Below are 26,696 nucleotides of genomic sequence, written 5' to 3' on the forward strand. Positions count from 1 at the left end.
TGGTACAATTATTGAATGAAGTTGCTACTTGCTATCGGCGCCCTGGCAATTCTCATTGTCTGGGACCACACGCAAAACAGCGGCGAACTGACCCGATGGGTCATCGGCTGGATCATCGGCCTTGTACGCTCGTCAGGCGTTTAAACGGTCCGGCAAGGGAACGGTGCTTGAAACGATTGGTGAGCGCGCAGGGGCTCGAACCCTGGACCTACTGATTAAAAGTCAGTTGCTCTACCAGCTGAGCTACGCGCTCCCAGACGGCGGGCGCGGCCTGCCGTGAAAACGCGACGTTCATACGTACGCCGCCAAAACCGGTCAACCTCAATTCGTCCCCATTTGTCCGAAAAGTTCGGCGGGCAAACCGCGCGATTTGGTGATTTTGTCGTGAGGCGCTTATGTCATATGAAACTACGGAAACATCTGTCCGTATCAAAAACCGGGATCAGCAGCAGGAATGGCAGTCGATATTTCATATTTGAGCGCGTTCGGTGCCGGGGCCATCTCGTTTCTGTCGCCCTGCGTGCTGCCGCTGGTGCCGCCCTATCTCTGCTATATGGCGGGGGTCTCCGTGGAACAGTTCCGGGGACAGCCCGCCGCGGTGGGGGCAGCTGCGGTCGGAACAGCGCCCGCGGGCTTTGCGGGAGCTCGGCTGCCGTTATTGATCGCGGCGTTTGCCTTCGTCGCCGGGTTCTCGACGGTTTTCGTTGCCCTCGGGGCCGGCGCGAGCACGATCGGCGCGTTGTTGCGCTCCTACCAGGATATCCTCGCCATGATCGCCGGTCTGGTGATCATAGCGATGGGTCTGAATTTCCTGGGTGTGTTCCGGATCGGACTGCTTTCTCGCGAGGCGCGGTTTCAGACGCGCGGCGCTCCCGCCAATCCATTTGCCGCCTATGTCATGGGGCTCGCTTTCGCGTTCGGCTGGACCCCGTGCATCGGACCGGTTCTGGGCCCGATCCTGACGCTTGCCGGTGCACGCGAAAGTGTCGGCGAGGGTGCGTCTCTGCTCGCTGTCTATTCCGCCGGTCTCGGTATTCCATTCCTTCTTGCGGCGCTCTTTTCCGGCGCGTTCATGCGGTTCATGCAGTCCTTCCGGACGCATCTCGGCGCGGTCGAAAAGGTGATAGGCGGGTTTCTGGTGCTGGCCGGCATTCTGTTCCTCACCGGGGGCATGCAGGCCATGTCATTCTGGCTGCTTGAGCGGTTCCCGACTCTGGGAGCCTTGGGCTAGAGCGTTTTTTCTGCCGAGCAGACCCCGGGGAAAAGTTGCGGTAATCACGCCCACCGTCACCAGTGCGATTCCGGCGGCGTGAAAGGGTTCGAAAGCCTCACCGAGAAAAACAATTGCCATCAGCACGCCGTAGGGCGGAAGCAGATACATGAACACCCCGGCAACGGCGGCGCCGAGTCGGCGAACGCCAAACTGATAGGACGAAAACGCCAGCAGAGAGGAGATCAGAATGATCCCGGCTATGGCTGCCCAGCTTTCCCGGCTCTGCGGCATAGCACTTCCCGAAACGAGCTCCAGCGCTGCGATCGGGAGGTTTGCCAGCGCACCGAAAATCGCAACCAGTCCGAAAAGTGGAAGATTGCCGATCCGGCGTAACGGTTCGGAGCGGTAGAGGATCGAATAGCCGGCCCAACTCGCCGCGGCCAGCAGCACCAGCAAATCCCCGACATTCAAGGCAAGCGCCATCGCGTTTTCCAGCGACCCGCGCAGAACGATTGTCGCGACTCCGAAAAAGGCGACCGCGGTTCCGACAATCTCCCGTTTGCTGGTCCTGCGGCCGGCAAAGACCCGCTCAAGTAGCAGGATGAGCACCGGAGAGGTCGTATAGATCAGCGTCGCATTGGTCGCCGTGGTGTGCCGCAAGGCAAGATAGATGCCGCCGCCGCAAACCCCCATTCCCAGAAACCCGAGCACGCTCAGAAGCCTCCAATGCCGCCGCAGCAACTCGGCGGCCTCGTGTCTGGCAGCCAGGAGGACAGGAAGCAGAATCAGCGCCACTGCACTCCAACGCAGAAACGCCAGCAGGAACGGCGCGACGTCGCCCGTCACATAACGGCCGAAAATCAGGTTCGACGAAAAGAAAAGAGGGGCCACCGTCATGACGAGACCGGCGACGAGCGGTGAGGATATCTGTTTGGACGACATACCGCGCCATAGAGCCTTGCCGATTCGCGTGCAAGCACGCGAATCGCACGGTCGCTGCGTGTGGCATCCGGACACGAAACCGGCTATGCGCTCGCTGACACGTGGCGAAGGTTCCGGAGGTTTTTTCATGGCGCGAAGCTGTCTCACCATCATCCTGGCCGCCGGGCAGGGCACGCGCATGAAGTCGCCCCTGCCGAAAGTGTTGCATCCGCTTGCGGGGAAAGCGCTCGTGCAGCATGTGGCCGATGCTGCGATCTCGGCCGGGACGACGAAGATCGCCATGGTGGTCGGCCACGGCGCGGACGAGGTCCGGGAGGCGCTGAACGGGCAATTCGACCAGATGAATTATTTCGTTCAGGATCGGCAACTGGGAACCGGTCACGCCGTGCTGGCCGCGAGATCCGCGATCGCGGAGGGATACGATGACGTTGTGGTCCTTTTTGGCGACACGCCGCTGGTTCGGCCGATAGTTCTTGAGGCAGCCCGCCGGCGGCTTGCGGATGGCGCCGACGTTGTCGTCGTCGGCTTCCGGCCGGAGGATCCGACCGGGTACGGACGCCTGATCGAAAAGGATGGACGCCTCCGCGCAATCCGCGAGGAAAAGGATGCTTCACACGAAGAACGCCTTATAACCTTTTGTAATGGCGGCATAATGGCGTTCTCTGGAACAAGAGTCCTGTCGCTTCTCGATGCCATCGGCAACGACAACGCGAAGGGCGAGTTCTACATGACCGATGCCGTTGAGATCGCCGGTGGACGAGACCTCAAAGTGATGGCGATCGAGGCTTCCGTCGAGGATGTGATGGGGATCAATACGCGCGTCGAACTGGCGGCGGCGGAAGCGGCCTGGCAGCGCCGGCGGCGCGAGGAACTGCTTCTGGAGGGCGTATCGATGACGGCGCCGGAGACGGTATTCCTTCATCACGATACGCAAATCTCCGCTGATGTGACCGTAGAGCCCAACGTCGTATTCGGGCCGGATGTCGAAGTGCGCACCGGTGCGCGCATCCGGTCTTTTTCACATCTGGAGGGCGCGCTGGTGGGCGAGGGCGCCGAAGTCGGGCCCTTTGCACGACTGCGACCGGGCGCCAGTCTCGGCGCCAGGTCGAAGGTCGGTAATTTCTGTGAAGTCAAGAAGGCCGACGTGGGCGCCGGCGCGAAAATCAATCACCTGAGCTACATCGGAGACGCCGTCATCGGCGCTGGCGCCAATATCGGCGCGGGTACGATCACATGCAATTATGACGGCTTCGGCAAGCACCTGACCGAAATCGGCGAGAACGCCTTTGTCGGTTCCAATTCGGCACTGGTCGCGCCGGTCAGCGTGGGAGCGGGTGCCTACATCGCATCCGGCAGCGTCATTACCGCGTCGGTGCCGGCCGATGGCGTGGCCTTCGGAAGGGCGCGTCAGGAGAACAAGGAAGGCCGCGCTCCGGAGCTTCGTGCTCGCTTCGCGGCCGCCAAGGAAGGAAAGAGCTAGCCGGCGCGCAACAGCCGGATCGCCGCGTCACGCTCGAACAGATAGAGCAGAGTCCGCAGTGCCTGTCCGCGCTCCGACGTCAGTTGCGGGTCCTTCTCGATGATCAGGCGGGCATCGTCCCGGGCGATCTCCAGCAAATCGGCGTGATCGGCGATCGAGGCGAGCCTGTATCCCGGCGCGCCGGACTGGCGGGTGCCGAGAATTTCGCCTTCGCCGCGCAGCCTCAGGTCTTCCTCGGCGATACGAAATCCATCCTCCGTCTCTCGCATGATTGCCAGTCGCGCCCGCGCCGTCTCGGCCAGCGGCTCCTTGTAAAGCAGCAGGCAACTGGAAGCGTCCGTGCCGCGCCCCACACGGCCGCGAAGCTGGTGCAGTTGCGCGAGGCCGAACCGTTCGGCGTGTTCGATCACCATGATCGTCGCGTCCGGCACGTCGACCCCCACCTCGATGACCGTCGTGGCGACGAGGATGCGGGTTTCGCCGGATTTGAAGGCATTCATGGCCGCGTCCTTCTCGGCGCCGCTCATGCGGCCATGCACGAGCCCCAAGGGCGCCGTAATCTTGCGGCGCAGGCTGTCGAACCGTTCCTCGACCGACGTGACGTCAAGGTCCTCGCTTTCCTCCACCAGCGGGCAGATCCAGTAGACCTTCCGGCCGTCCTCGATCGCATTGCGCATGCGTTCGACGACCTCGTCGAGACGGTCGAGCGCGACGGCAACTGTCCTGATCGGCTGACGGCCGGCAGGCTTGGAATCCAGCCTCGAGACATCCATGTCGCCATAGGCGGTCAGCACGAGCGTCCGCGGGATCGGCGTCGCCGTCATGACCAGCATGTCTGCGGCCTGGCCCTTGGACGAAAGCAGCAGACGCTGATGCACGCCGAAGCGGTGCTGCTCGTCAACGACAGCGAGGCCGAGATCGCGAAAGGTGACGTTCTCCTGAAACAGCGCGTGCGTGCCGATAAGAACGTCGATTGCACCGCTCCGCAGGTCTGCGAGAATTGCGTCGCGCGACTTGCCCTTCTCGCGACCTGTGAGAATCTCCACCCGCAGACCGGCCGCCTCGGCCAAAGGCCGTATCGAGGCGAGGTGCTGGCGCGCAAGGATTTCCGTCGGCGCCATCAAGGCGGCCTGGGTTCCGGCCTCGATTGCAGTTGCGATCGCGGCAAGGCCGACGACCGTTTTCCCGGACCCGACGTCACCCTGGAGGAGCCGCAACATCCGCTCGGGCTTGGCCATATCGGCCTTGATCTCGGCGATCGAGCGTTCCTGAGCCTCTGTCAACGGATACCCGAACGCATCGCGGATGCGGCTCTCGCGCGCGCCGTCTCCGCGCAGAACCCGGCCGGTCGTCTTCTTCATCTTCCGCCGCATCAGTCCGAGCGCGAGCTGCCCCGCCAGTAGTTCATCATAGGCGACGCGCCGGCGCGCCGGATTTCGAAGATCCACGTCAGCCGCGTCACGCGGCGAATGCAACTGGCTCAATGCATCCTTGAAGGGGAGAAAATTTTCCCGGTCAACGACCTGCGAGTCGATCCACTCCGGCAAGTCCGGGACACGATCCAGCGCTGTGTTTACCGCGCGGCGGAGCACTTTCGGTGGTACGCCGGCGGTCAGCGGATAGACCGGTTCCACCAGCGGCAAATTGGCTGCGTTCGCCTCGCTGACGATGTGATCGGGATGAACCATCGTCGGCCGGCCGTTGAACCATTCCACCCTTCCACTGACGATCATGGCCTCACCGACTGGCATCGACTTTTCCAGCCATGCCGGTTTGGCGTGGAAAAAGACAAAACCGATTTCGCCGGTCTCGTCGTGAGCGAAGACGCGATAGGGGACGTTGCCGCGCCCGCGTGGCGGAGGCTGATGCCGATCGATGCGAACTTTCAGTGTAACGATAGAGCCTTCCGGCGCATTTGCGATGCCCGGCTGCTTCCGCCGGTCGATGATTGCGTGCGGCAAATGAAATGCCAGTGCCAGGATCCGCGGTTCATCAACCTGATCCGGGATTGGAAGCAGGTTGCCCAGTGAAGCGGCGATGCGCGGTCCGATGCCATCCAGCACATCTACCGGCGCGAACAGGGGATCGAGGATCGTCGGGCGCATGGAGGCATCTTTATGCGGCGCCGACGGCCATTCAAGGCTGACATATACCCCCCTTGGCGCTATATCCGCTTCAATCCTTCACAGCACGCAAAGAACACCCTCATGACGCTGTCCGCACCGGAGACAGAACTCGATCTGAACGCACGGCGCCGACGTGCGATATTTCGCGCATGGCACCGCGGAATGAAAGAAATGGATTTCATTCTCGGCCGCTATGCCGATGCCCATGCCGATTCGATGTCGGTCGAGGAGATTCGGGAATTCGAGAGGCTGATGGACGTACTCGACCGCGATCTGTTCAAATGGTTTACGGGCGAATGCACGGTGCCAACCGAGGAAGATACACCGCTTTTCCAGTCGATTCTCCGGTTTCACCGCATCGAACTCAAGACAGGACATCACGAAGAGTGAGCGCCAAGTCAAATAGCAAGGCGAAGAACGCCTGGCTCGACGTTCCGAACATTCCATCGGATGCGGGCAGGGTGACGTTTTCAGAAGTTGCCGCGGGATCCGAGCCATTCGTCCTGAACGCCTTGTTCGGAAAGGAGGCAGCCGCCGGACGGCCACTCGTCTATGTCGCGCGCGACGGCGCGCGCCTCGGTGAACTGGAGCAGGTATTCTCGTTCCTGGCGCCCGATATCCCCGTTCTGACCTTTCCCGCCTGGGACTGCCTTCCCTACGATCGTGTATCGCCGTCCTCGGATGTTTCCGCGCGGAGGCTTTCGGCACTCTCCCGATTTGCCGAACTTGCAGATCGACCGGAGAGCGTACTGGTTCTCACCACCGCCAATGCGGTCTTGCAACGAACGCCGACGCCGGAATCCATAGCGGCGCAGACTCTGCATGTGCGTCCCGGTCATCAGATACGAATGGACGATATCGCCATCACGCTGACGACGGCCGGCTTCGAGCGGGTCCCGACCGTCCGCGAGATCGGCGAGTTCGCCGTCCGTGGCGGCATCCTCGACCTGTTCGCACCGGGCGACGAGGAAGCCATCCGGCTCGATTTCTTCGGCGACACGCTGGAAAGCATACGCTCGTTCGACCCGGCGACCCAGCGTACCACGGGTCAGCGAAAGGAATTCACCCTCAAGCCGGCGAGCGAGATCTCTCTGACTGAAGAAAACGTTGCGCGCTTTCGGCAGGGCTATATCTCCACCTTCGGAGCGCCGACGCGCGATGATGCGCTGTATTCATCGGTCACCAGTCAGCAGCGCTTTGCCGGAATGGAACACTGGCTGCCATTGTTCCACGACAGACTTTCTTCCCTATTCGAAGCCTTGCCCGACGCGCCAGTCATCTTTGAAAGCCTGACCGCCGAAGCAATCGCCGAACGGCGCAAGATGATCGAAGATCACTACGAGGCCCGCAAGGAACACTCCAGCAGCAGCCTCGGGGGGGAGGGCGCGCCGTATAAACCGTTGCCCCCCGACCAACTTTATCTATCTGCCGACGAGGTGATGAATCGCGCATCTACGCGCCTGACGATTGACCTGACGCCGTTCGACGTCCCCGAAACCGCGGGAAAACCGGTCTTTGGTCTTGGAATTTCGTCCGGCCGGAATTTCTCCCTCGAACGCGCCGAGAAGGATGCCAACGTTTTCGAAGCCGCGGCCCGGCACATCGCCGATCTGCGTGCGTCCGAAAAACGTCTGCTCTTGGCCGGTTGGAGCGAAGGATCCCTGACACGCCTGATCCAGATTCTGGAAGAACACGATCTCGAGGGAATTGAACCGGTCTCGAAGGTCGGTACGGCACTGGCGCTGAACCGGACACGCATTCCCGCCGCGATCCTCTCGGTCGAGCATGGTTTCTCGACGCCGGAATTCGCGTTGATCGCCGAGCAGGACATTCTGGGCGATCGGCTAGTGCGTCGCCGCAAGCGCAAGGCTTCGGACTTCATCTCCGAGGCGTCGGCGTTGGCGGCCGGCGACATCGTGGTGCACGTTGATCATGGGATCGGGCAGTTTACCGGTCTGCGCACCATCGAAGCGGCCGGCGCGCCGCATGATTGTCTCGAAATTATCTACGCCAGCGATGGACGGCTTTTTCTTCCCGTCGAAAATATCGAGCTTCTGTCGCGCTATGGCTCCGATTCCAGCACGGCTGTGCTTGACCGCCTCGGCGGCGGCGCCTGGCAGGCCAGAAAGGCGAAGCTCAAGAAACGCCTTCTCGACATGGCTGGCCAGCTCATCAAGATCGCCGCGGCGCGCGAAACGCGAACCGCGCCGGTACTGCGTCCACCGGAAGGGCTCTACGATGAGTTCGCGGCCCGGTTCCCCTATGACGAGACCGAGGATCAGCTGGCGGCGATCGATGCCGCTGTTGACGATCTTCTGGCAGGCAAGCCGATGGACCGTCTGGTCTGCGGCGATGTGGGATTCGGTAAAACCGAGGTGGCGATGCGAGCAGCTTTCGTGGCGGCGTTAAACGGCTTCCAGGTGGCCGTCGTTGTGCCGACCACTCTTCTTGCACGGCAACATTTCCGCTCGTTCTCCGAACGTTTTCGCGGACTGCCCGTCAAAATCGCCCACGCCTCGCGATTAGCGGGCACCAAGGCCCTCGCGGAGGCGAAGAAAGGTATCGCCGATGGCACCGTCGATATCGTGATCGGAACGCACGCGCTGCTCGGGAAGAATGTCAGCTTCAAGAATCTCGGCTTGCTGATCGTCGATGAGGAGCAGCATTTCGGCGTCAAGCATAAGGAACGGCTCAAGGAACTCAAATCGGACGTCCATGTTCTGACGCTGTCGGCTACGCCGATCCCGCGGACACTCCAGCTTGCCCTCACGGGCGTACGTGAATTGTCGCTGATCTCCACCCCGCCGGTCGATCGGCTCGCAATCCGGACATTTGTCTCGCCATTCGACCCCTTGATTATCCGCGAGACCCTTTTGCGAGAGCGCTATCGCGGTGGCCAGAGCTTCTACGTCTGCCCACGCATTTCGGATCTTGACGACGTCAAGGCGTTCCTGGACGAGCACGTCTCCGAGTTGAAGGTGGCGGTCGCGCACGGACAGATGCCGGCCGGCGAACTCGACGACATCATGAACGCCTTCTACGACGGCAGTTACGACGTGCTGTTGTCCACCACAATCGTCGAGTCCGGCCTCGACGTGCCCTCCGCGAACACCATGATCGTCCATCGGGCCGACATGTTCGGTCTTTCGCAGCTATATCAGATCCGGGGGCGCGTAGGGCGTTCCAAAGTGCGCGCCTACGCCCTCCTCACGCTGCCGGCAAACAAGCTGCTTACCAAGACAGCCGAGCGCCGTTTGAAGGTCTTGCAGTCGCTCGATTCGCTAGGCGCCGGCTTCCAGCTAGCCAGCCATGATCTCGATATCCGCGGCGGCGGCAACCTTCTGGGCGAGGAGCAATCTGGACATATCAAGGAAGTGGGCTTCGAACTTTATCAGCAGATGCTCGAGGAAGCGGTTCTCGAGATGAAGGGCGAGATTGTGGATGGGCACGGTCAATGGTCGCCCCAGATCACGGTCGGCACGTCGGTAATGATCCCGGAGGATTACGTCAGCGACCTGCAACTGCGCCTTTCGCTCTACAGGCGACTGGGTGAATTGGAGGAAATTTCCGAAATCGATGCTTTTGGTGCTGAATTGACGGACCGCTTCGGACCGCCGCCGGACGAAGTCGGTCATCTTCTGAAGATCGTCTACATAAAAGCACTCTGCAGGAAAGCGAATATCGAGAAACTCGATGCGGGACCGAAAGGTGCCGTGATTCAGTTCCGAAACAAGGAATTCTCTGATCCGGCGGGACTGATCGCTATGATTGGCGAGCAGGGCTCGATGGCAAAGATTCGACCCGACCAGTCCGTGGTATTCTCTCGGGATTGGCCGACACCGGAAAAACGGCTGAGCGGCAGCGCGGTTCTTGCCACCAAGCTCGCGCGACTGGCAGACGCCGTCACGGCAAAGGCGGCATGAAAACGGGGCGTCGCCGCCCCGCTTATCTCTTGTCAGGTAGCTGAGGAGCCTAGTTGGCCTGCTTGGCCTTTTCCTGCTCTTCCTTCAACTTTTTCTGGAAGTCCGCGCGGCGCTTCTCGATCGCTTCCTGAAGCTGCTGCTGACGGCTCTCGACCTCAGATTGTTCCAGGGGCTCACCGTCGAAAGCGGCGGTGAAACCATCGAGCGACATGGAAATCGGATTGGGCTGATTCTGAAAGTTGATCGAGGTCAGCTTCAACTCACCGCCCCGCTTAAGGGAAGCTACAAATTCATCCGCAAGCGGCGCCTCTGCGATACACCGGTCCGGCAGACAGATCGCGTAGTCGATCTTTCTGGCCTGTCCGTTGTCGATCTGGAGCCCGATACCGGCCGGAATGACCCGTCCGGTCGGAACCGCAATCTGAAAAATGGCGCGATTCACCTTGCCGGTAATCTGAATGAGATTGACTGCCGTCAGAAGCTGACCGGTGTTCGCCGTCCGAATGTTCTGCACGTTGCAGATGTCGTTGTCTTCCTGCTTGGAGCACACCTTGAACCAACCCTGGGGGGGTTGCTGCGCCTGCTGCGCGCTGGCCGGGCTCGCCACAGCCAGGGAGCCGAGGCAAACGCCTGAAACAAGTGAAATGGATTTCCTGAAACTGGCGAGCATGAAGCTGCATCCTTTTCTTTGGTCTTTCGCGGTTCGGCGGAACCGGTGATGTTGAATTGCGGCCTTACCATGGCCACCGGAATGTGCCGCGTTTGATACACATGCTGGTAAGCGAATTCCAGCCCTCCCGCATCACTCATCAAAATGCCGTTGGCGCTGAATCCGCAAGCGGAGTGTGCTAATGCGTCGACTCGGGACGTGTAACGACTCCATGCGACAGAAAAGGGAGACCCGAATGCGCGACAAACTTGGCAAGGCAGCGCTCGTGGCGACGATTTTCTTTGCCTGGGCAGCACCCGCGCTTAATGCCGAGCCAATGCACGGGATCGCGATGCACGGCGAACCCGCGCTACCGGCGGACTTCGAGCATTTTCCCTATGCCAACCCGGACGCACCGACGAGCGGAGACGTCCGCTACGGCGTGCGTGGCACGTTCGATAGTCTCAACCCGTTTCTTCTGAAAAGCATCCGTACCACGGCACGCGGGATCATCGATCCCGAGTACGGCAATCTCGTTTTCGAATCCCTTATGCAGCGTTCGCGCGATGAGCCGTTCACCCTTTACGGACTCATCGCCGAGACGGTGGAAACCGACGACGAACGCACTTGGGCGGAGTTTGCGATTCATCCCGAGGCCAGGTGGTCTGATGGCGTGCCGATAACGCCCGAAGACGTCATCTTCACCTTCGATATTCTGACCGAGAAGGGCCGCCCCCCCTACAACACGCGAATGGACCGCATCGACGCGATCGAGAAGACCGCCGAGCGCAAGGTCAAGTTCACTTTCAATGAAAAGGCCGATCGGGAATTCGTGCTGCTGATCGGAATGATGCCCATTTTGCCGAAGCACGCGATCAACGCGGAGACCTTCGACCAGTCGCCATTAGCGGTGCCGGTCGGCAGCGGACCCTATCTCGTCGACCGGGTCGAGCCGGGTACACGCATCATCTACCGCCGCGATCCCGATTACTGGGGTCGCGACCTTCCCTCAAAGCGGGGATTCGACAATTACGAGTCGATCACCGTGGAGTATTTCCGCGACCAGACGGCTTTATTCGAGGCCTTCAAGAAAGGCATCGTCGACATCTATCCGGAGGGCGACCCGGTAAAGTGGGCGACCGCCTACGATTTTCCCGCAGTCGAGGAAGGTAAAGTCAAGAAGTCGAGCTTCATCTCGGCACGGCCGGAATCGATGTATGCTTTCTTCTTCAATACCCGCAGGGAAGTTTTCGCCGATCGCGACGTGCGCGAAGCACTCGCCAACTTGTTCGATTTCGAATGGGCGAACCGCAACCTGTTTCAGGGCCAGTACAGCCGCACTGCCTCCTTCTGGCAAAACTCCGAGGAATTATCGGCAATCGGTCGCGCCGCCGACGAACGCGAGCGCGCTTTGCTGGCACCTTTTCCAGATGCCGTGCTGCCCGATGTTATGGAAGGAACGTATTTGCCCAACGAGACGGATGGGTCTGGCCGCGACCGGCGAATGCTTCGCCGAGCATTGAAAAAATTGGGCGACGCCGGTTACGCGATTCAGGACGGAAAGCTGGTCAAGGACGGCAAACAGTTGGCCTTCGAAATTATGGTTTCCGGATTGGGCGAGGAAAAGATGGCGCTCGCCTACAAGCGCTCCGCGGAGCTCCTCGGCATTGCGGTGACCGTGCGCAGTGTGGATGACGCGCAGTTTCAAAAGCGCAGACAGACATGGGACTATGACGTTAGCGTCGGCAGCCTTTCTTCGTCGCTTTCTCCCGGAGCCGAGCAGTATTTCCGATGGGGTTCGCAGTCACGCGACGCGGAAGGCACGTTCAACTACTCCGGCGCCTCCGACCCGGCCATCGATGCGATGATCGATGCGATGGTCAACGCGCGCGAGCGCGAAGATTTCGCTGCCGCGGTGCGCGCTCTCGACCGCATCCTGATCTCCGGGCACTACGTTATTCCGCTCTATCACATCCGCGAGAAGTGGGTGGCGCACTGGGAGCACATCCAATACCCTGAATATACGCCCCTTTACGGCTATGAACTTCCGGTCTGGTGGTCGACGAAATGAACGAAATTCCAATCGACATTGTATCGGACGTCATGTGTCCCTGGTGCTTCGTCGGAAAACGCCGGCTGGAAAAGGCCGTGCAAATGGTCGGGACGGATGTCGACGTCCATGTGAACTGGCGACCATATCAGCTTGACCCCACGCTGCCAAAGGAGGGCAAGGATCGCGCAACTTATCTTGCCGAGAAGTTTGGCGGCGCCGACCGGGCAAGGACGCTTTACAGAAACATCGACGAGGCTGGCAAAAAGGACGGCATTTCATTCAGCTTCGATGCGATTACCCTGTCGCCAAACACGCTTGATGCCCATCGCCTCATTCGTTGGTCGCAAAATGCAGGTGCCGATGTTCAGGATCGAGTGGTCGAAAGGCTATTCGAACTTTATTTCATCGAAGGGAAAAATGTCGGCGACCACGCCGTGCTCATCGATGTAGCGAAGGAATGCGGAATGGACGCCGCTGTCGTATCGTCACTGCTTGCGACGGATTCCGACAAGGAGGAAGTAAGGAGGGAGATCGCGGTCGCCCAGTCCATGGGCGTCACGGGAGTCCCATGCTTCATCATCGGACAGAGATATGCTGTGATGGGGGCGCAGGACCCGCAGACGCTGGCGGAAGCGATCATGCGGGTGGCCGACGGATCCGGCGCGGCCGATGAGGCAGCCGCACCGCGATAGGATCGGACCTTCTAGTGCTCGAGACCCGGGCGGATCGCGTAACGCTTATTTTCCGGAACCCAGTCGAATACCTCGTCGACCTGCGGATGCCGGATCGGCTCCCCGGACTCGTCGTTGAGCAAATTCTGCTCGGAAACATACGCGACGTATTCGGTCTCCGCATTCTCGGCGAACAGATGGTAGAACGGCTGATCCTTGCGAGGACGGATTTCCTCCGGAATCGCTTCGTACCAGTCCTCCGAGTTCGCAAACTCGGGGTCCACGTCGAAAATCACGCCGCGGAACGGAAACAGACGGTGGCGAACGACCTCGCCAATGGCAAATCTTGCTGTAGCTGTTTTCATCTCTTGTCTTCCCATGCACATGATGTGTGACAGTATGCGATTGATTTCAAGGTCTTGCGCCGCATATTGACCCGCCCGCGCGCCGGCAATAAGCCCGAAGGCCGGAACTGGACCCGAACGGAGAGAAAATGGGCAACGTCGTCGGGTTGGTTTTGCCGTTTTTCGGGCTGATTCTGCTTGGCTATTTGGTCGCTAAAATAACGCGGCAGCCGCTGGAAGCGCTGGGCTGGATGAACACGTTCATCATCTATCTGGCGTTGCCGGCCCTGTTTTTCAATCTTCTGGCAAGAACCCCGGTGGAGCAACTTACCCAGTGGCGCTTTATCGTGGGGGCGACGTTCGGGACCTACATTGTGTTCTCGCTGATGTTCGTGCTCGCCGTATTGCGCTCAAGAGGGAATATCGCCGAGAGTACGATCAAGGGGTTGGCGGCGGCCTATGGCAATATCGGGTATATGGGACCCGGACTTGCACTTCTGGCCTTTGGAGAAGAGGCGGTTGTGCCCGTCGCACTGATCTTCTGCTTCGACAATACGCTGCACTTCGTGATGGCACCGCTGATGATGGCCTTGTCGGGCAAGGACGGTTCCAGGCAATCGCCGTTGCAACTGGCCGCCGGCGTTATCCGGCGTGTGTTCCTGCATCCGTTTATCCTGGCGACGATTCTCGGGGTTGCCGCGGCGATATTTTCATTCCAACCCCCGCCGCCTGCCCAAACGCTGCTGAACTATCTTGCGAATGCCGCTGCGCCGTGCGCCTTGTTCGCGATGGGCGTCACGCTCGCGTTACGGCCGTTGCGCCGCGTGCCGTCGGACATGATTTTCATCGTCGCGATCAAGCTCTTTGTTCATCCGGTTGTTGTCTATGTCCTGCTGAGTTGGCTCGGCGATTTTCCCGCTGTCTGGATCTTTTCCGCAGTGTTGCTAGCGGCCCTGCCATCGGCGACGAATGTCTTTGTAATTGCTCAGCAATATGGCGTCTGGGTGGAGCGAGCCTCGGCGTCGGTGCTGCTCACGACGGCCGCTTCGGTTATCTCCGTTACGGCGCTGCTTTACGCCATGAAGAATGGCTTGCTTTCGCCCGATCTCTTCCCCTGAGGCCCTTCTCGCCAATAAGCGCGCGCAGGCCAGATCCGGGTTCTATGCCCTCGCGCATGACAAGACCACGAAGGGGCGAGACGGCAGCCAGAATGCCAAGACCCGCTGACCGTCCCAGCTGCACCGGAAGAAAGCCGGTGAGAAGGGAGCGGTTCAAAAGATCGACAATGCCGGTGCGAGTACCGACATCGAGCCGGCGCATGCGGTTGTAACGGTCGGTGACTCGCGCCGCACCGGGATCGGCACCGGCATCCAACAGACAACGCCCCAAATCCATGATGTCACGCATTCCAAGATTCAGGCCCTGGGCCCCGATCGGCGGGAACACGTGCGCGGCCTGACCCGCAAGTACGAGACGTCTAGACGCAAAATGGTCAGAGATCATGCCTGACAGCGGCCATTTCTGTGGCCTTGACACATCACTGACCTCACCAAGGATCGAGTCCAGCCGGTGTTCAATTTCTTCCGCGATTGAAGTCGGGTCGAGCCCCGCGATACGGTCTGCATCTTCCGGCTTCACTACCCAGACAAGGCCTGATCGGCGTCCGCGCATCGGGACTTGTGTAAACGGACCGGTACGGGTGTGAAATTCCGTCGAGATGTTCCGGTGATCGCGCGCATGCGCGAAGGTCAGAACCACAGCGGTTTGCGGATAGGACCATTCGCGCACCGAAATCCCGGCTGCTTGGCGGACGACGGAATGTTTCCCGTCCGCAGCAATCGCGAGCTTTGCGCGAATGTTTTGGCCGTCGGCCAGCGCCACGGTGGCGGAACCTTCGTCGAAGGATGCCGAACTGGCCATTGCATCGATGCGTCGAATAGCGGGCGTTCGTTCAACTGCGGCGGCAAGCGATTGGTTGAGCGCCCCGTTTGGAATGTTGTATCCAAATGCATCGGCATCGATTTCACGAGCATCGAAAGTAACTGTAGGCGCTCGCAACAGCCGTTCCGAGGCGTCGATTATGCGCATTGTCGAAAGGGCGGTTGCAGAGGTTGAGAGACTTGGCCAAACCCCGAAATCCTTCAGCATTTCGATGGCGGGCATCATCAGCGCCGTGGTTCGGTGGTCGTCATCGGTGAAGGTTCCGGTTGGCGCAACCAGAATCACGTCATATCCGTTAGATGCCGCCTCGAGCGCCGCTGCGAGGGCGGTCGGCCCTGCGCCAGTGACGACAATATCCGTTTCAAGCGACATCGTTTTCGTCTCCAGTGTTCTCCAAGGACAATTGGTATCAAGATCGCCATCTGTCTAGTGCCGGCATCGGACGGGCGCCACTGAACGGTTCGCGAAACAACGCAGCGCGAGGACTTGCATCAAATCCAGTGAAAAATGCCGCATTCCCCATTAGCGCGTTTGCGCTTCGGTTTCGAATAAGCTTAGGCTTACGCCGACCTTTCTCAACGCCGGACAGCCTATTCGTGTCGGATACGGACGAGCCCCCAACACTGCAAAACACTCTTCTGAAGGTCGAGGGCATCACCAAGACTTTTGGAACACTCAAGGCAAACGACCGCGTCGACTTCGATATTGTGCCCGGTGAAATTCACGCCTTGCTCGGTGAGAACGGGGCCGGAAAATCCACGCTTGTGAAGATGCTTTTCGGTTCCCTGCAGCCGGACTCGGGAACAATCAAGTGGCGTGGCCAGCCGGTAACGATCTCCGATCCAATGGATGCGCGGGCGCTCGGGATCGGTATGGTTTTCCAACATTTCTCGCTTTTCGAGTCGTTAAGCGCGGCCGAGAACATCGCGCTCTCTCTCGGCGGCGAAGTCTCGCTTTCGCGCACCGCAGCCGAGGCTAAGCGCGTGTCGGATGAATATGGCCTTCCGATCCATCCCGATCGTCTGGTCGGAGAGTTGTCGGTGGGCGAGCGCCAACGCATCGAAATCGTGCGCTGCCTCCTGCAGCAGCCGGAGCTGATCATTCTTGACGAGCCGACGTCGGTTCTCACGCCTCAGGAAGCCGAGAAACTTTTCGCAACGCTCGAAAAGGTTCGCCGAGAAGGAAAGTCCATCCTTTACATCTCGCACCGGCTGGAAGAGGTGCAGCGGCTCTGCGACCGCGCAACGGTGCTGAGGCTCGGACGCGTTGTGGCTCACTGCGACCCGCGAGCGGAGACAGCCAAAAGCCTTGCGGCGATGATGGTGGGCGAAGATATCCATGACGTCGATCGCAGGAAGGCGGTCCCTAAGGAACCGGCAAAACAGCAGCCGGTTCTTGTGATTGACGATCTCAGTCAACCCCCGACAGGACCATTCGCTGTTGCGTTGAGAAATGTTGCGCTGGAAGTTTTTCCCGGGGAGGTGGTCGGCATCGCCGGCATTGCCGGAAATGGTCAATCCGAGTTTTTCGAAGCAGTCAGCGGAGAGCGCCTTCAGGACCGGCCCGAGCGCATCCGCATCAGGGGGAAGAATGCAGGTCATGACGGCCCGAGCGGCCGTCGACGGCTCGGCGCAGCGTTTTCGCCCGAGGAACGGCTGGGCCACGGCGCAGTTCCAGGATTCAGCCTGTCGGAAAATCTGCTTCTGAGCAGGCATGCGACCGACGGCAAGACGTACGTAGGCGCGCTCGGAACCATAAAGTCCCGCGCGCTCACATCCGCTCTCGAGCGGATCGTCCAGGCGCTCGACGTTCGGAAGTCAGAAGCAGACCCGCTTGCATCGTCGCTCTCTGGCGGAAACCTCCAGAAGCTCATTCTCGGTCGCGAGTTCGATCGTGCGCCGGCCTTGCTGATCGCAAATCAGCCGACGTGGGGGGTTGATGCCGGCGCGGCCGCGCACATCCGCCAGGAAGTAATTGATCTCGCCAGGGCAGGGTCCGGTGTTCTCGTGATCAGTCAGGATCTCGACGAACTGCTGGAGATGGCGGACCGCATCGCGGTCATGTCTGATGGCAGGCTCTCGGAAACCATCCCGACGGAAACCGTCACTCGTGAAGCACTCGGCCTGATGATGGGTGGTGCTGGGAACGGGGAGGCCAGCGCGAAGAACTCGCCCATGCTGCCGGAGGGAACGATTTGATGCGCGTCGAACTCGTCCGCCGCCCCCATCCGTCGGCGCTCTATGGCGCGTTGTCACCGTTCCTGGCGCTGCTGATTACCGCCACGCTCGGCGCAATCATGTTCGCAATCCTCGGCAAGGCGCCGCATCTGGCGCTGTATGCCTATTTCATCGAACCGCTGACTGAAGTCTGGTCTCTTCACGAACTCCTGGTGAAGGCGGCGCCTCTCATTCTTATCGCCATCGGACTCTCGGTCTGCTTTCTGTCAAACAACTGGAACATCGGAGCGGAAGGCCAGTTCATCATCGGTGCAATCTTCGGGTCGGTGTTGCCCGTCATGTTTCCGGAGTTTCGGGGTCCATTCGTCCTGCCGATCATGCTTTTGATGGGTATTCTTGGCGGAATGACCTATGCGGCCATCCCGGCGCTTCTAAAGGCGAAGCTCAACACCAACGAGATCCTGTCGAGCCTGATGCTCGTATATGTGGCGCAACTCTTTCTGGATTGGCTTGTACGCGGACCGTGGCGAAACCCTCAGGGTTTCAACTTTCCAGAAAGCAGGAATTTTCACGCCGATGCGGTGCTTCCGGAAGTCATCTCGGCGTCGGGGCGAGCCCACTACGGATTCGTCTTCGCGATCATCGCGGCGGTGGTGATGTGGTACATTCTCAATAGGACGCTCAAGGGCTTCGAGATTCGCGTGATGGGCCAAAGCCCTCGCGCAGGGCGTTTCGCCGGGTTCTCGAGAGCGGGCACGATACTGACAACCTTCCTCATCGCCGGCGGGCTGGCCGGGCTCGCCGGCATCAGCGAAGTCTCGGGTGCCATCGGTCAACTGCGCCCCGTCATTTCACCCGGATACGGCTTCACCGCCATCATCGTCGCGTTTCTTGGACGTTTGAATCCGCTTGGAATTGTCGCCGCGGGGCTTGTTCTGGCGTTGTCCTACCTGGGAGGCGAGGCCGCACAGATTTCGCTTGGCGTCTCCAACAAGGTCGCGAACGTATTCCAGGGGATCCTTTTGTTCAGCGTGCTGGCCTGCGACACGCTCATTCATTACCGCGTACGCATTGCCGGCCGGCCGTCTGCGGAAGGTCAGGGGGTTTAGGTGTCATTCGTGATGATAGAAGCGATCCTGCTGACGATCGCGACAGCTGCAACCCCGTTGTTGCTCGCAGCACTGGGTGAACTGGTCGTCGAGCGTTCAGGTGTCCTCAATCTGGGCGTTGAAGGCATGATGATCATGGGAGCGGTCGCAGGCTTCGGCGCGGCGCAACTGTCCGGCTCGCCATGGGTAGGACTGCTTGCGGCTGTTTGTGCCGGCGCACTGTTTTCAATGCTTTTCGGGTTTTTGACGCTCACCTTAGCGACCAATCAGGTCGCGACCGGTCTGTCGCTGACGATACTTGGCCTCGGACTTTCCGGGATGTTGGGGGAATCCTTTGTCGGCTTGCCCGGACTCAAGCTTCAAGCCTGGGCCATCCCCGGGCTTTCGGAAATTCCGTTGATCGGCAAACTTCTGTTCGCACAGGATCCGATCTTCTACATTTCGATCGCGCTAACGGTGGCCGTCTGGTGGTTCGTATTCTTCACGAGAGCCGGATTGACACTGCGCGCTGTCGGGGACAGTCACGTCTCCGCTCATGCGCTGGGCCTTCGGGTTATCCGTATACGCTATCTTGCCGTGCTGTTCGGGGGAGCATGTGCCGGAATGGCTGGCGGACACCTGTCGCTGGTCTACACGCCGCAATGGACGGAGAATATGACGGCAGGTCGCGGATGGATCGCGCTTGCGCTGGTCGTCTTCGCTTCTTGGCTGCCTTGGCGCCTTGTGGCCGGCGCGTATCTCTTCGGCGCAGTGACCATCGCCCAATTCCACGCCCAGGCCCAGGGAGTTGGCATTCCGTCTCAATTCCTTTCCGCATTGCCTTATCTTGCAACGATTTTCGTTCTGGTCTTGATTTCCTCAAACAGGCGGATGACGATGCGCAACACCCCGGCATCGCTCGGAAAACCGTTCGTGCCGGAGCGTTGAGAGCATTACGGCGTGATCGGCGGCAAAAACCGCGGAAGAGATTGGAACGCGTAAAAGGGAAGGCAACATATGCGTAACACCACCAAATTTGTGCTTGCCGCCGTGGCGGCATTCGGCCTCGCAGGACAAGCGTCGGCAGCCGAAGTCAAAGCTTGCTTTGTTTATGTCGGACCGATCGGCGATTTCGGCTGGTCCTATCAGCACGATCAGGGCCGCTTGGCAGTCGAGGAAGAATTCGGCGATAAGGTCGAGACGGCGTATCTGGAAAGCGTTCCCGAAGGCGCAGATGCCGAGCGCGCAATTGAACGGTTTGCCCGGTCCGGTTGCGACATCATCTTCACGACGTCGTTCGGTTACATGGATCCCACGAACAAGATCGCGGCGAAGTTCCCGGACGTGAAGTTCGAGCACGCGACCGGATACAAGCGGGAAACGCCGAATGTTTCGGTCTACTCGTCGAAGTTTTATCAGGGCCGCTACATACAGGGCCAGATCGCGGCGAAGGTGTCAGAGACCGGTGTCGCAGGCTACATTGCGTCGTTTCCGATCCCGGAGGTGGTGCGCGGCATAAACTCCTTCATTTTAGGCGCGCAGTCGATCGATCCGGACTTCAAGCTCAAGGTCGTCTGGGTGAACACGTGGTTCGATCCGGGCAAGGAAGCGGATGCTGCAAAGGCCCTCATCGATCAAGGGGTCGACATCATCACGCAGCATACAGATTCGACGGCTCCGATGCAGGTGGCCGCCGAGCGGGGGATCAAGGCTTTCGGACAGGCTTCGGACATGGCGAATTTTGGGCCTGAGACGCAGTTGACCTCGATCATCGACGATTGGGCTCCATATTATGTCGAGCGTGTGAAGGCAGTACTCGACGGAACGTGGGAATCCCAGGATGTCTGGCACGGTATGGCTGAGGGTAATGTGGTGATGGCCCCCTACGCCAACATGCCTGACGACGTGAAGGAGATGGCGCAAGAGACCGAGGCCAAGATCACCAGCGGCGAATTCGAGCCCTTCACCGGACCGATCAAGAAGCAGGACGGCTCCGAATGGCTCGCCGAAGGTGAGAAGGCCGATATCGGGACCATGCTCGGTATGAATTTCTACGTCGAGGGAGTCGACGACCAGCTTCCGCAATAAGTTAGCTGAAACATGCACTTACGGAAGGCGCCCCTGCGGCGCCTTTCTATTTGGCCGGTGCAGTGCTCTGCGTTGTGCGCACCGCTCTGGTTGACCCCGGGCTGAACGCGACATGGCCGAACAACAGGCAAAGCACGACCGGAGCGATTGATATTCCCCCGGCCATGAACAACAGAACGACGATCGGGAACAGATACGTCGCTGCCAACAGGGATAGACGGTAGGAAGGAAAGCCATTTCGAAGGCCATCGGATGCAAGAAACGCAACGGCCGGTGCCAACAGGAACAGGTCGTAATTAAGGCTGAACGGTGTGGCGAGAAGCGATCCGATCAGCAGCATGGCGGATCTCTCCTCATGGGAGAAACCCCCGCCGAACCGCCATGCACGAATGACGATCACCGCGACAATCGCACTCACAAGGAGTTGCACCGCCATCGCCGGGATGTCGGGCGCACCGGCCACCCGCATCATTGCGTAGACCGACACCATCTTTTCCCATGCGACATGTCCCTCGCGCAGTGTCTCCATCGCATAACTTCCCTGCGCGAGAAATGCGGAGAAGGTTTCGACGCCGAACAGGATGACCGAGGAGCCGGTAGCAAGCGCCGTCGTCACGGTGGCCGTTGCAAAGGCGCGCCAGTTTGTGGATGAGATGAGGGCGAGCGGAATCAACAGTCCGAGTTGCGGCTTGAAGGTCAGCAGGCCGATAAGGATGCCTGCAACGATCGGTCTCGTTGGCAGAAGCACCAGCGCCCCGCCGAAAAGCGCGGCGGACAGGAATGCGTTTTGCCCGTGCGCGATGGTGAGAAACGTCACCGGAAAGGCAAGCGCGATCAGGATCACTTCCCACCGGTAGCCGGTGATCCGAACAAGCGTCCAGAGCGCCGTTGCGAAGGTCAGCCCCAACCACAAGAAGAGTGACGGGAAATAGCTAAGTGTCCCGAAGGGAACCAGGTAAGCGAGATAAGGCGGGGGATAGAAAAATGCATAGAAGTTCCCGTCGCCGAACACCGCGTTTTGCGCCTGCGCGAAAAGCGGCATCGAATAAGGTACTTCCGGACGCCCGGCGAGAACCTCGCGCGCGGCGACCCAGAAACTGACGTAGTCCGATCCAAATGGCGACCCATTCGGCAAGGCTCCATTGTTGGCGAGGATCACGTATCCTGTCGCAAAAAACGTGACCGCCAGCCCGAGTAGCGGATAGGTTACCAACCTGTCCCTATTAACCCATGCGCCCGATCTGACCGACTCCAGTACCCGCATTGCCCTGCCTGCTGTTTCACACGGATGCTATCCGGTCAGGTTTTAGGCCAAGTTAACTTGGAGGTTGGCCAATATCGGACCCCATCCTTACCCCTCGGAAGCGGTCAGGCGGCAGAGCGTGACTTCTCCGGCCCGCGCACCTCGTCGAACAGACGCTGCTGTTCCCGCGCCCACGCCCTGAGATCATACTTTGAAATGGTTGAGCGGAGTGCCTTCATTCGCTCCTGTCGCTCTGCTGGCACCATCGCAAGAGCCTGATCGATTGCCGAGTCCATCGAGCGGGTCGAGAAAGGGTTGGTGATAACCGCCGACGACATCTCGACCGCCGCGCCAGCGAACTCCGACAAAACAAGGATCCCATCCAGATCAGTTCGGCTGGCCACATACTCCTTCGCCACCAGATTCATTCCGTCGGCCAACGGCGTAATCCAGGCAATGTCTGCCGCCCGGTAATATGCGACGAGGTGCTTGAACGGTACGGCCGTCGAGATCAACGCGAGCGGTTGCCATTCAAACGAACCATATCGGCCATTGATCCGACCCGCGGCCTGTTCAATCTCGTTCTGAATACTCTCATAGGCTGTCATGCTGCGATTTGCGCTGACGGAGACGTGCATGAGCCTGATCTTTCCGTGCAACTCCGGCCGTCTCTCGAGCAGCCGTTCATAGGCGAGAAGCTGATCGATCCCGCCTTTGGTGTAGTCGGTCCTCGAGACGGAGAGGATTAAACGGGAGTCACCCAGCTCGCGCCTGATGACATCGACTTTCTTTTCCGTCTCACGACTGTCGGCCCGCTCGCCGATATAGTCCACATCAACGCCAACCGGGGAGGCGCTGACCGCGATGTGCCTGCCTCGGTGTTCTATCTCGGTGGGTATCGAGCGTTCGACCAACGCCGTGCCGTCCGAGATGAGTTCGGGGGCGACTTGCTCACGTTTGGAAACATTCACATCGAACAGGGAACGGGCCACGGAAACGAAGTTCGCCGCGTAACGCGGTATGTGAAAGCCGACAATGTCTGAAGCAAGAAGGCTTTCGACGATCTCCCGCCGCCAAGGCAACACGTTGAACATGTCCGCAGCCGGGAAAGGGGTATGGTGGTAAAACGATATCCGAAGGTCCGGCCGCAATTGCCGCAGATAACCCGGCACGAGCCACAGATTGTAATCGTGCACCCAGACCATCGCCCCGTCAGACGCTTCCGCGGCTGCAGCCTCGGCAAAGGCCCAGTTCACTTCTCTAAATGTTGGCCAATCGACTGGATCGTAATTGTACTTCTCCTTGAAGGAATGGAGAATCGGCCAAAATGCCTCTTTTGAGGTCACGTGATAAAAACTGGATATTTGTTCGGGAGTTAACGGCAACCGCGAGACACTGTAACGTCCGAAACTGTCGTCGATCTCTACCGTTCGCTGAAAGTCCGGATTGGCCGGATCCTTGGCCTCTTTCCACGCGATCCACGCACCCTTATCGACATTCCCGAAGAAACTCTTCAGCGTCGGTACGATACCGTTTGGACTCTTATTCTCGTGGAATACGGTCTGGCCATCTTTGACGACTTCCTCATAGGGCTGGCGGTGATAGACGATAACGAGATCGGAGGGCATATTCCTATCCTTTCGGAGTCGAGTGCATGCCGAGGGCAGCAACAGCTTCAAGTATTCCGGCGGCGCCAATCGCCTCTGCTTTGTAGACGTGGTCGAGATCGGCGATTTCTTTGAGCAGGGCTTGCTCAGCGCCTCCGACCGCCACGGCAGGCAATCCGCAGGCGAGCATGCTGAGGTCGTTGAGCGTGTCGCCCGCAGCGAGAACCTTTCGCTCATCGATTTCCAGATGGGCGACCAATTTCTTCAGGGAAGGGCCCTTCGAAATACCTTGCGGCAACACGTCAAAGAACCGGCTGTCGGAGATAATGTGATCAAGGCCGAGTTCCGCAATCAGGGCCCCGGCGCGATTGTCGTATTCCGGCATATCGAGATCGTAGCTGACCCGGTATCTGAAGTTTGTCGGCTGCAATGACAGTCCCGGATGATCCCGTAGCGTCTTCCGGACGCGGTCCCCACTGCCGTTCCAAAGGTCGGCAATCTCACGCTCAAGCTCGATGATTGGCTTTATGCCTTCATCAGGGGAGACTTCGGCAATGGTCGTACCAACATCGCCGATCACATATTCAGGCCAGGGCACTCCGCCGGCGCATAAGTCCTCGATGAATTCCGGATCGCGGCCGGTGACGAAAATCAGTCCGACACTAAGCCTGTTTTCCTCGATCCAGTCGTACAGTTCGGCGCGTTCCTTCTCGTTTCCGCCGAGAAATGTTCCGTCGAGGTCGGTCGCGAGCACGAATCGGCGATCCGCTAGCCGTGGCGCGGTATCAGAAGACCCGGAAATTTTCACGTGATTGTCTCCCGAAGCACCGCGACGGGATTTGGGTTCGCCGGACGAAGCGTGATGCCGGAAGGGTATCTCTGCTGGGGTCTTCGCTTCCGGATCTCACGAACGACACTAGCGTTGCGGCCCCAAATGGGGGGATTATTGAGCCCAGCGTTTGTTGCAGCACAAGCCTGCGCGGCCCTCACACCTCCAGAACCTAGCGGAGCGACACTGCCACACGCGGAGCTGGAACCAAAATTCCTCTTCAAGTCTTTGATATTGTTCTCCCATTCCGAACTGAATTTGTCGCGACTGTCCCGCGAGGGTTCTGGCGGTTCTGGCGAAAACCTGCACGCAAGGCCAGCAGAGTCAGTCGCGTCCGCAGGACGTCGGCAATTTGCGGTCATTCATTGTGCATTGCAGCATTATCGCCGAATTCCGGGAATTTGTAAAATGCTCACCCGCACGGCACGCTTACTCGTCCGGGGGCGGGCTGAAGTGAACGCCCAAGTTGCCCAATCAGATCTGCGATATCCCGCCCCCGCGGATCCAACGGTTCAACTTCGGGCGCATGGCGGTTTATCTCTCCCGATGGCTGAATCAGGTTCCGCAACAACTCAGGCGTTTCGATCATTGGCAGATGCCCCGCATTGCAGAGGACGGCATTCGCATTCCTGAGTTCCCTAAGAAGCGTCAACTGATCCTTCGGATCGACGACGCGATCATTCTGCGACACAACAACCGTGACCGGGGTATCGATCCTTGGAAGTTCGGAGGTGACGGAAGTTTTGGAAAGCCATGCAACGACTTGCCTGAGAGCTTCCGGATCGCTTCTGCGAAGATCCCACATCATCGACCTGTCACGGCCGCTGGCTTCAGATTGCGCATCGGCGGCCATCGCGGTCGAAAGCCCGTATCGGTAGGTGGATTCGGAATTCAGCCAGATCTTAAACAGCGTGGAGAACAACGGCGCGCCGATGAGGGGAGCGATTACACCGCGTGCCATCGGGCTGCGTGCAACCGCATTTCGGCCACATGGAAAGGCACCCAGCAGAGTCAGTCTGGAAACAACCTCCGGATAACGCGCCGCAAGCTTGAGAGCGGCGATCGCTCCCGTCGAGTGGGCAATGAGATGCACCGAGCCATGGGCGTGCGCCAAGATGGCATCGCGATAGCTCTCGATGAAGCCGAAATCCTTGAGCAACCGTGCGGTTTCTGTTGCATCTGTCGTCCAGGGATGGTGACCGGGAAGCGGAAGCGCGAGGAAGCGCTCTCGCGGCATGGACCGGATCAGAGTGCGCCAGAGAGATATCGAAGAGACAACGCCGTGAAGCAGAACCGACCCGACGGGTTTCTCGGAATTACCATAAGACCGAACGGGTACGGCGCTGTTCCAAACCGGCACGGGAGGACATGTGACGCCGCTTTTTCCCGACATGACACCAGCGGTCACATCGGCATCACGCGGATTGGAACGCCCGTAAGCCTCAGTTATATTTGCGATTTTCGCGTTCTTAATGTCAGGCATCGTGTTCTTGCGTTAGTAACGTCTGCAGAAGCAAGGCGTCAGGAAAGAAATGGTTCCCGACGCACACGTAGACCGGCTGAACGCACACGTGGACCGGCTGAGAACATATTGACGGAAATCAAAGTCACGAGCATATCGGTGCATGAAGAAAAATGACATTCAGCTTGTGATCTTCGATTGCGATGGGGTTCTCATCGACAGTGAGGCGATCAGCGCAAGAATTCTCATCGAACAGTTGGCGGGCGTCGGCATCGATGTCGATGCGGCGTATGTGCAGCAGAATTTCCTTGGACGCAGTTGGGCCAAGGTTGCTTCCGAGGTGCGATCTGCTCACCATCTCGATCTTTCTTCCGACTTCGAGGAGCGTTACCGGCGCGAGCTGATGACCGCGTTTGAGAACGAGTTGCGGAGTGTGGACGGCGTGGAAACGGTTTTGAACGAGCTGGCGGTTTCCTGCTGCGTCGCTACCAGCAGCAGTCCAAAGCGCGCATTACGCTCACTCGAAATGACAGGATTACTGCCTTATTTTGGCAAGCGCCTCTTCACCGCCTCGGAGGTAGCCAACGGAAAGCCCGCGCCGGATCTGTTTCTACTGGCCGCCGCCTCCTTGGGCTTCCAACCGCAGAACTGCCTTGTGATTGAAGACAGTGTTCCTGGCGTCCAGGCGGCGCGGGCAGCCGGGATGCATGTTTACCGGTTTCTCGGGGGAAGCCATCTGAGAGGCACCGCACCGCCGGTTCGGACGATGCCGGCCGATGTTGTGAATTTTGACAATTGGCGCGATTTCTACGAAATGGCGCCTCAATTGCGAAAGACTGCGAACGTGATCGCGAACTGAC

The 26,696-nt window shown here is 59.4% G+C and carries 22 protein-coding genes and 1 tRNA gene; 13 read left to right on the forward strand and 10 right to left on the reverse strand.

From position 1 onward, the window contains the following. Nucleotides 1-15 precede the first annotated feature (15 nt). Entirely contained in the window at nt 16-144 is a 129-nt protein-coding gene (locus LC298_RS18035) for a hypothetical protein (protein ID WP_263289184.1), read from the forward strand. A 33-nt stretch (nt 145-177) separates the two neighbouring features. On the opposite strand, the gene LC298_RS12665 is transcribed toward LC298_RS18035, so the two are convergent. Continuing rightward, nucleotides 178-253 (reverse strand) — tRNA-Lys (locus tag LC298_RS12665). A gap of 201 nt (nt 254-454) precedes the next feature. Here LC298_RS12665 and LC298_RS12670 point away from each other — a divergent pair. After that, entirely contained in the window at nt 455-1,231 is a 777-nt protein-coding gene (locus LC298_RS12670; protein ID WP_131570155.1) for a cytochrome c biogenesis CcdA family protein, read from the forward strand. Here LC298_RS12670 and LC298_RS12675 read toward each other — a convergent pair. Further along, nucleotides 1,184-2,155, reverse strand: a complete 972-nt coding sequence (locus LC298_RS12675) for a DMT family transporter (protein WP_131570153.1) — start codon at nt 2,153-2,155, stop codon at nt 1,184-1,186. The two genes, LC298_RS12670 and LC298_RS12675, sit on opposite strands and share 48 nt — an antisense overlap. 127 nt (nt 2,156-2,282) lie before the next feature. Here LC298_RS12675 and glmU point away from each other — a divergent pair, with 127 nt between their 5' ends. Next, on the forward strand, nt 2,283-3,635 hold the full coding sequence (gene glmU, locus LC298_RS12680) for a bifunctional UDP-N-acetylglucosamine diphosphorylase/glucosamine-1-phosphate N-acetyltransferase GlmU (RefSeq protein ID WP_131570151.1): 1,353 nt from the start codon (nt 2,283-2,285) through the stop codon (nt 3,633-3,635). On the opposite strand, the gene recG is transcribed toward glmU, so the two are convergent. Next, nucleotides 3,632-5,740 carry an ATP-dependent DNA helicase RecG gene (gene recG, locus LC298_RS12685; RefSeq protein ID WP_131570149.1) on the reverse strand — a complete coding sequence of 703 codons (2,109 nt, stop codon included), beginning with the start codon at nt 5,738-5,740 and terminating at the stop codon, nt 3,632-3,634. The genes glmU and recG overlap by 4 nt on opposite strands. Before the next feature lie 102 nt (nt 5,741-5,842). Between recG and LC298_RS12690 the strand changes: the two genes are divergently transcribed. Next, nucleotides 5,843-6,151 (forward strand): FAD assembly factor SdhE, encoded by a 309-nt coding sequence (locus tag LC298_RS12690; RefSeq protein ID WP_131570147.1) that lies wholly within the window; start codon nt 5,843-5,845, stop codon nt 6,149-6,151. A 50-nt stretch (nt 6,152-6,201) separates the two neighbouring features. Beyond that, nucleotides 6,202-9,684 (forward strand): transcription-repair coupling factor, encoded by a 3,483-nt coding sequence (gene mfd, locus LC298_RS12695; RefSeq protein WP_428977564.1) that lies wholly within the window; start codon nt 6,202-6,204, stop codon nt 9,682-9,684. A gap of 49 nt (nt 9,685-9,733) precedes the next feature. Here the strand turns inward: mfd and LC298_RS12700 are convergent, their stop codons facing one another. Then, nucleotides 9,734-10,354 (reverse strand): invasion associated locus B family protein, encoded by a 621-nt coding sequence (locus LC298_RS12700; protein ID WP_131570143.1) that lies wholly within the window; start codon nt 10,352-10,354, stop codon nt 9,734-9,736. A 235-nt stretch (nt 10,355-10,589) separates the two neighbouring features. Between LC298_RS12700 and LC298_RS12705 the strand changes: the two genes are divergently transcribed. Then, entirely contained in the window at nt 10,590-12,404 is a 1,815-nt protein-coding gene (locus LC298_RS12705; protein WP_131570141.1) for an extracellular solute-binding protein, read from the forward strand. Then, nucleotides 12,401-13,078 carry a DsbA family oxidoreductase gene (locus LC298_RS12710; protein WP_131570139.1) on the forward strand — a complete coding sequence of 226 codons (678 nt, stop codon included), beginning with the start codon at nt 12,401-12,403 and terminating at the stop codon, nt 13,076-13,078. The genes LC298_RS12705 and LC298_RS12710 overlap by 4 nt, the downstream gene beginning before the upstream one ends. Before the next feature lie 11 nt (nt 13,079-13,089). Here LC298_RS12710 and hspQ read toward each other — a convergent pair whose 3' ends face one another. After that, complete coding sequence (gene hspQ, locus LC298_RS12715; protein ID WP_131570137.1) at nt 13,090-13,422, reverse strand: heat shock protein HspQ; 333 nt, start codon at nt 13,420-13,422, stop codon at nt 13,090-13,092. Nucleotides 13,423-13,550: 128 nt separating this feature from the next. Between hspQ and LC298_RS12720 the strand changes: the two genes are divergently transcribed. Continuing rightward, nucleotides 13,551-14,519: an AEC family transporter gene (locus LC298_RS12720; RefSeq protein ID WP_131570135.1), complete on the forward strand. Its 969-nt coding sequence runs from the start codon at nt 13,551-13,553 to the stop codon at nt 14,517-14,519. Here LC298_RS12720 and LC298_RS12725 read toward each other — a convergent pair. Then, entirely contained in the window at nt 14,461-15,714 is a 1,254-nt protein-coding gene (locus tag LC298_RS12725; protein ID WP_131570133.1) for a UbiH/UbiF family hydroxylase, read from the reverse strand. The two genes, LC298_RS12720 and LC298_RS12725, sit on opposite strands and share 59 nt — an antisense overlap. Nucleotides 15,715-15,938: 224 nt before the next feature. On the opposite strand from LC298_RS12725, the gene LC298_RS12730 reads away from it, so the two are divergent. The 4 genes from LC298_RS12730 (at nt 15,939) to LC298_RS12745 (ending at nt 20,695) form a co-directional block, all read left to right on the forward strand. Further along, nucleotides 15,939-17,540, forward strand: a complete 1,602-nt coding sequence (locus tag LC298_RS12730) for an ABC transporter ATP-binding protein (RefSeq protein WP_223385657.1) — start codon at nt 15,939-15,941, stop codon at nt 17,538-17,540. Next, entirely contained in the window at nt 17,537-18,628 is a 1,092-nt protein-coding gene (locus LC298_RS12735; RefSeq protein ID WP_131570131.1) for an ABC transporter permease, read from the forward strand. Before LC298_RS12730 ends, LC298_RS12735 begins: the two co-directional genes overlap by 4 nt. 12 nt (nt 18,629-18,640) lie before the next feature. Next, nucleotides 18,641-19,555, forward strand: coding sequence for an ABC transporter permease (locus LC298_RS12740; RefSeq protein WP_131570288.1), 915 nt, complete (start codon nt 18,641-18,643; stop codon nt 19,553-19,555). A gap of 69 nt (nt 19,556-19,624) precedes the next feature. Further along, on the forward strand, nt 19,625-20,695 hold the full coding sequence (locus tag LC298_RS12745; RefSeq protein ID WP_131570128.1) for a BMP family ABC transporter substrate-binding protein: 1,071 nt from the start codon (nt 19,625-19,627) through the stop codon (nt 20,693-20,695). 46 nt (nt 20,696-20,741) lie between these two features. Here LC298_RS12745 and LC298_RS12750 read toward each other — a convergent pair whose 3' ends face one another. The 4 genes from LC298_RS12750 to LC298_RS12765 form a co-directional block, all read right to left on the reverse strand. Beyond that, nucleotides 20,742-21,959 carry a glycosyltransferase family 87 protein gene (locus LC298_RS12750; protein WP_131570126.1) on the reverse strand — a complete coding sequence of 406 codons (1,218 nt, stop codon included), beginning with the start codon at nt 21,957-21,959 and terminating at the stop codon, nt 20,742-20,744. 104 nt (nt 21,960-22,063) lie between these two features. Then, complete coding sequence (gene ggpS, locus LC298_RS12755) at nt 22,064-23,566, reverse strand: glucosylglycerol-phosphate synthase (protein ID WP_131570124.1); 1,503 nt, start codon at nt 23,564-23,566, stop codon at nt 22,064-22,066. Nucleotides 23,567-23,570: 4 nt separating this feature from the next. Continuing rightward, complete coding sequence (locus LC298_RS12760; protein WP_244596596.1) at nt 23,571-24,299, reverse strand: HAD family hydrolase; 729 nt, start codon at nt 24,297-24,299, stop codon at nt 23,571-23,573. A 487-nt stretch (nt 24,300-24,786) separates the two neighbouring features. Next, entirely contained in the window at nt 24,787-25,857 is a 1,071-nt protein-coding gene (locus LC298_RS12765; protein WP_131570122.1) for an alpha/beta fold hydrolase, read from the reverse strand. 142 nt (nt 25,858-25,999) lie between these two features. Between LC298_RS12765 and LC298_RS12770 the strand changes: the two genes are divergently transcribed. Then, entirely contained in the window at nt 26,000-26,695 is a 696-nt protein-coding gene (locus tag LC298_RS12770; RefSeq protein WP_131570120.1) for an HAD family hydrolase, read from the forward strand. The last annotated feature ends 1 nt before the right edge of the window (nt 26,696 follow it).

The sequence above is a fragment of the Oricola cellulosilytica genome (assembly GCF_019966575.1).
In the GTDB taxonomy this organism is placed as follows: Bacteria; Pseudomonadota; Alphaproteobacteria; order Rhizobiales; family Rhizobiaceae; genus Oricola; species Oricola cellulosilytica.

Coding starts and splice junctions, on each gene's coding strand:
- recG (WP_131570149.1), bottom strand. CDS start 5,740: ATGCGCCCGACGATCCTCGATCCCCTGTTCGCGCCGGTAGATGTGCTG.
- LC298_RS12745 (WP_131570128.1), top strand. CDS start 19,625: ATGCGTAACACCACCAAATTTGTGCTTGCCGCCGTGGCGGCATTCGGC.
- LC298_RS12690 (WP_131570147.1), top strand. CDS start 5,843: ATGACGCTGTCCGCACCGGAGACAGAACTCGATCTGAACGCACGGCGC.
- LC298_RS12765 (WP_131570122.1), bottom strand. CDS start 25,857: ATGCCTGACATTAAGAACGCGAAAATCGCAAATATAACTGAGGCTTAC.
- LC298_RS12705 (WP_131570141.1), top strand. CDS start 10,590: ATGCGCGACAAACTTGGCAAGGCAGCGCTCGTGGCGACGATTTTCTTT.
- LC298_RS12740 (WP_131570288.1), top strand. CDS start 18,641: ATGATAGAAGCGATCCTGCTGACGATCGCGACAGCTGCAACCCCGTTG.
- LC298_RS18035 (WP_263289184.1), top strand. CDS start 16: ATGAAGTTGCTACTTGCTATCGGCGCCCTGGCAATTCTCATTGTCTGG.
- LC298_RS12750 (WP_131570126.1), bottom strand. CDS start 21,959: ATGCGGGTACTGGAGTCGGTCAGATCGGGCGCATGGGTTAATAGGGAC.
- LC298_RS12670 (WP_131570155.1), top strand. CDS start 455: ATGGCAGTCGATATTTCATATTTGAGCGCGTTCGGTGCCGGGGCCATC.
- LC298_RS12725 (WP_131570133.1), bottom strand. CDS start 15,714: ATGTCGCTTGAAACGGATATTGTCGTCACTGGCGCAGGGCCGACCGCC.
- LC298_RS12720 (WP_131570135.1), top strand. CDS start 13,551: ATGGGCAACGTCGTCGGGTTGGTTTTGCCGTTTTTCGGGCTGATTCTG.
- glmU (WP_131570151.1), top strand. CDS start 2,283: ATGGCGCGAAGCTGTCTCACCATCATCCTGGCCGCCGGGCAGGGCACG.
- LC298_RS12700 (WP_131570143.1), bottom strand. CDS start 10,354: ATGCTCGCCAGTTTCAGGAAATCCATTTCACTTGTTTCAGGCGTTTGC.
- LC298_RS12675 (WP_131570153.1), bottom strand. CDS start 2,155: ATGTCGTCCAAACAGATATCCTCACCGCTCGTCGCCGGTCTCGTCATG.
- LC298_RS12770 (WP_131570120.1), top strand. CDS start 26,000: ATGAAGAAAAATGACATTCAGCTTGTGATCTTCGATTGCGATGGGGTT.
- LC298_RS12710 (WP_131570139.1), top strand. CDS start 12,401: ATGAACGAAATTCCAATCGACATTGTATCGGACGTCATGTGTCCCTGG.
- hspQ (WP_131570137.1), bottom strand. CDS start 13,422: ATGAAAACAGCTACAGCAAGATTTGCCATTGGCGAGGTCGTTCGCCAC.
- ggpS (WP_131570124.1), bottom strand. CDS start 23,566: ATGCCCTCCGATCTCGTTATCGTCTATCACCGCCAGCCCTATGAGGAA.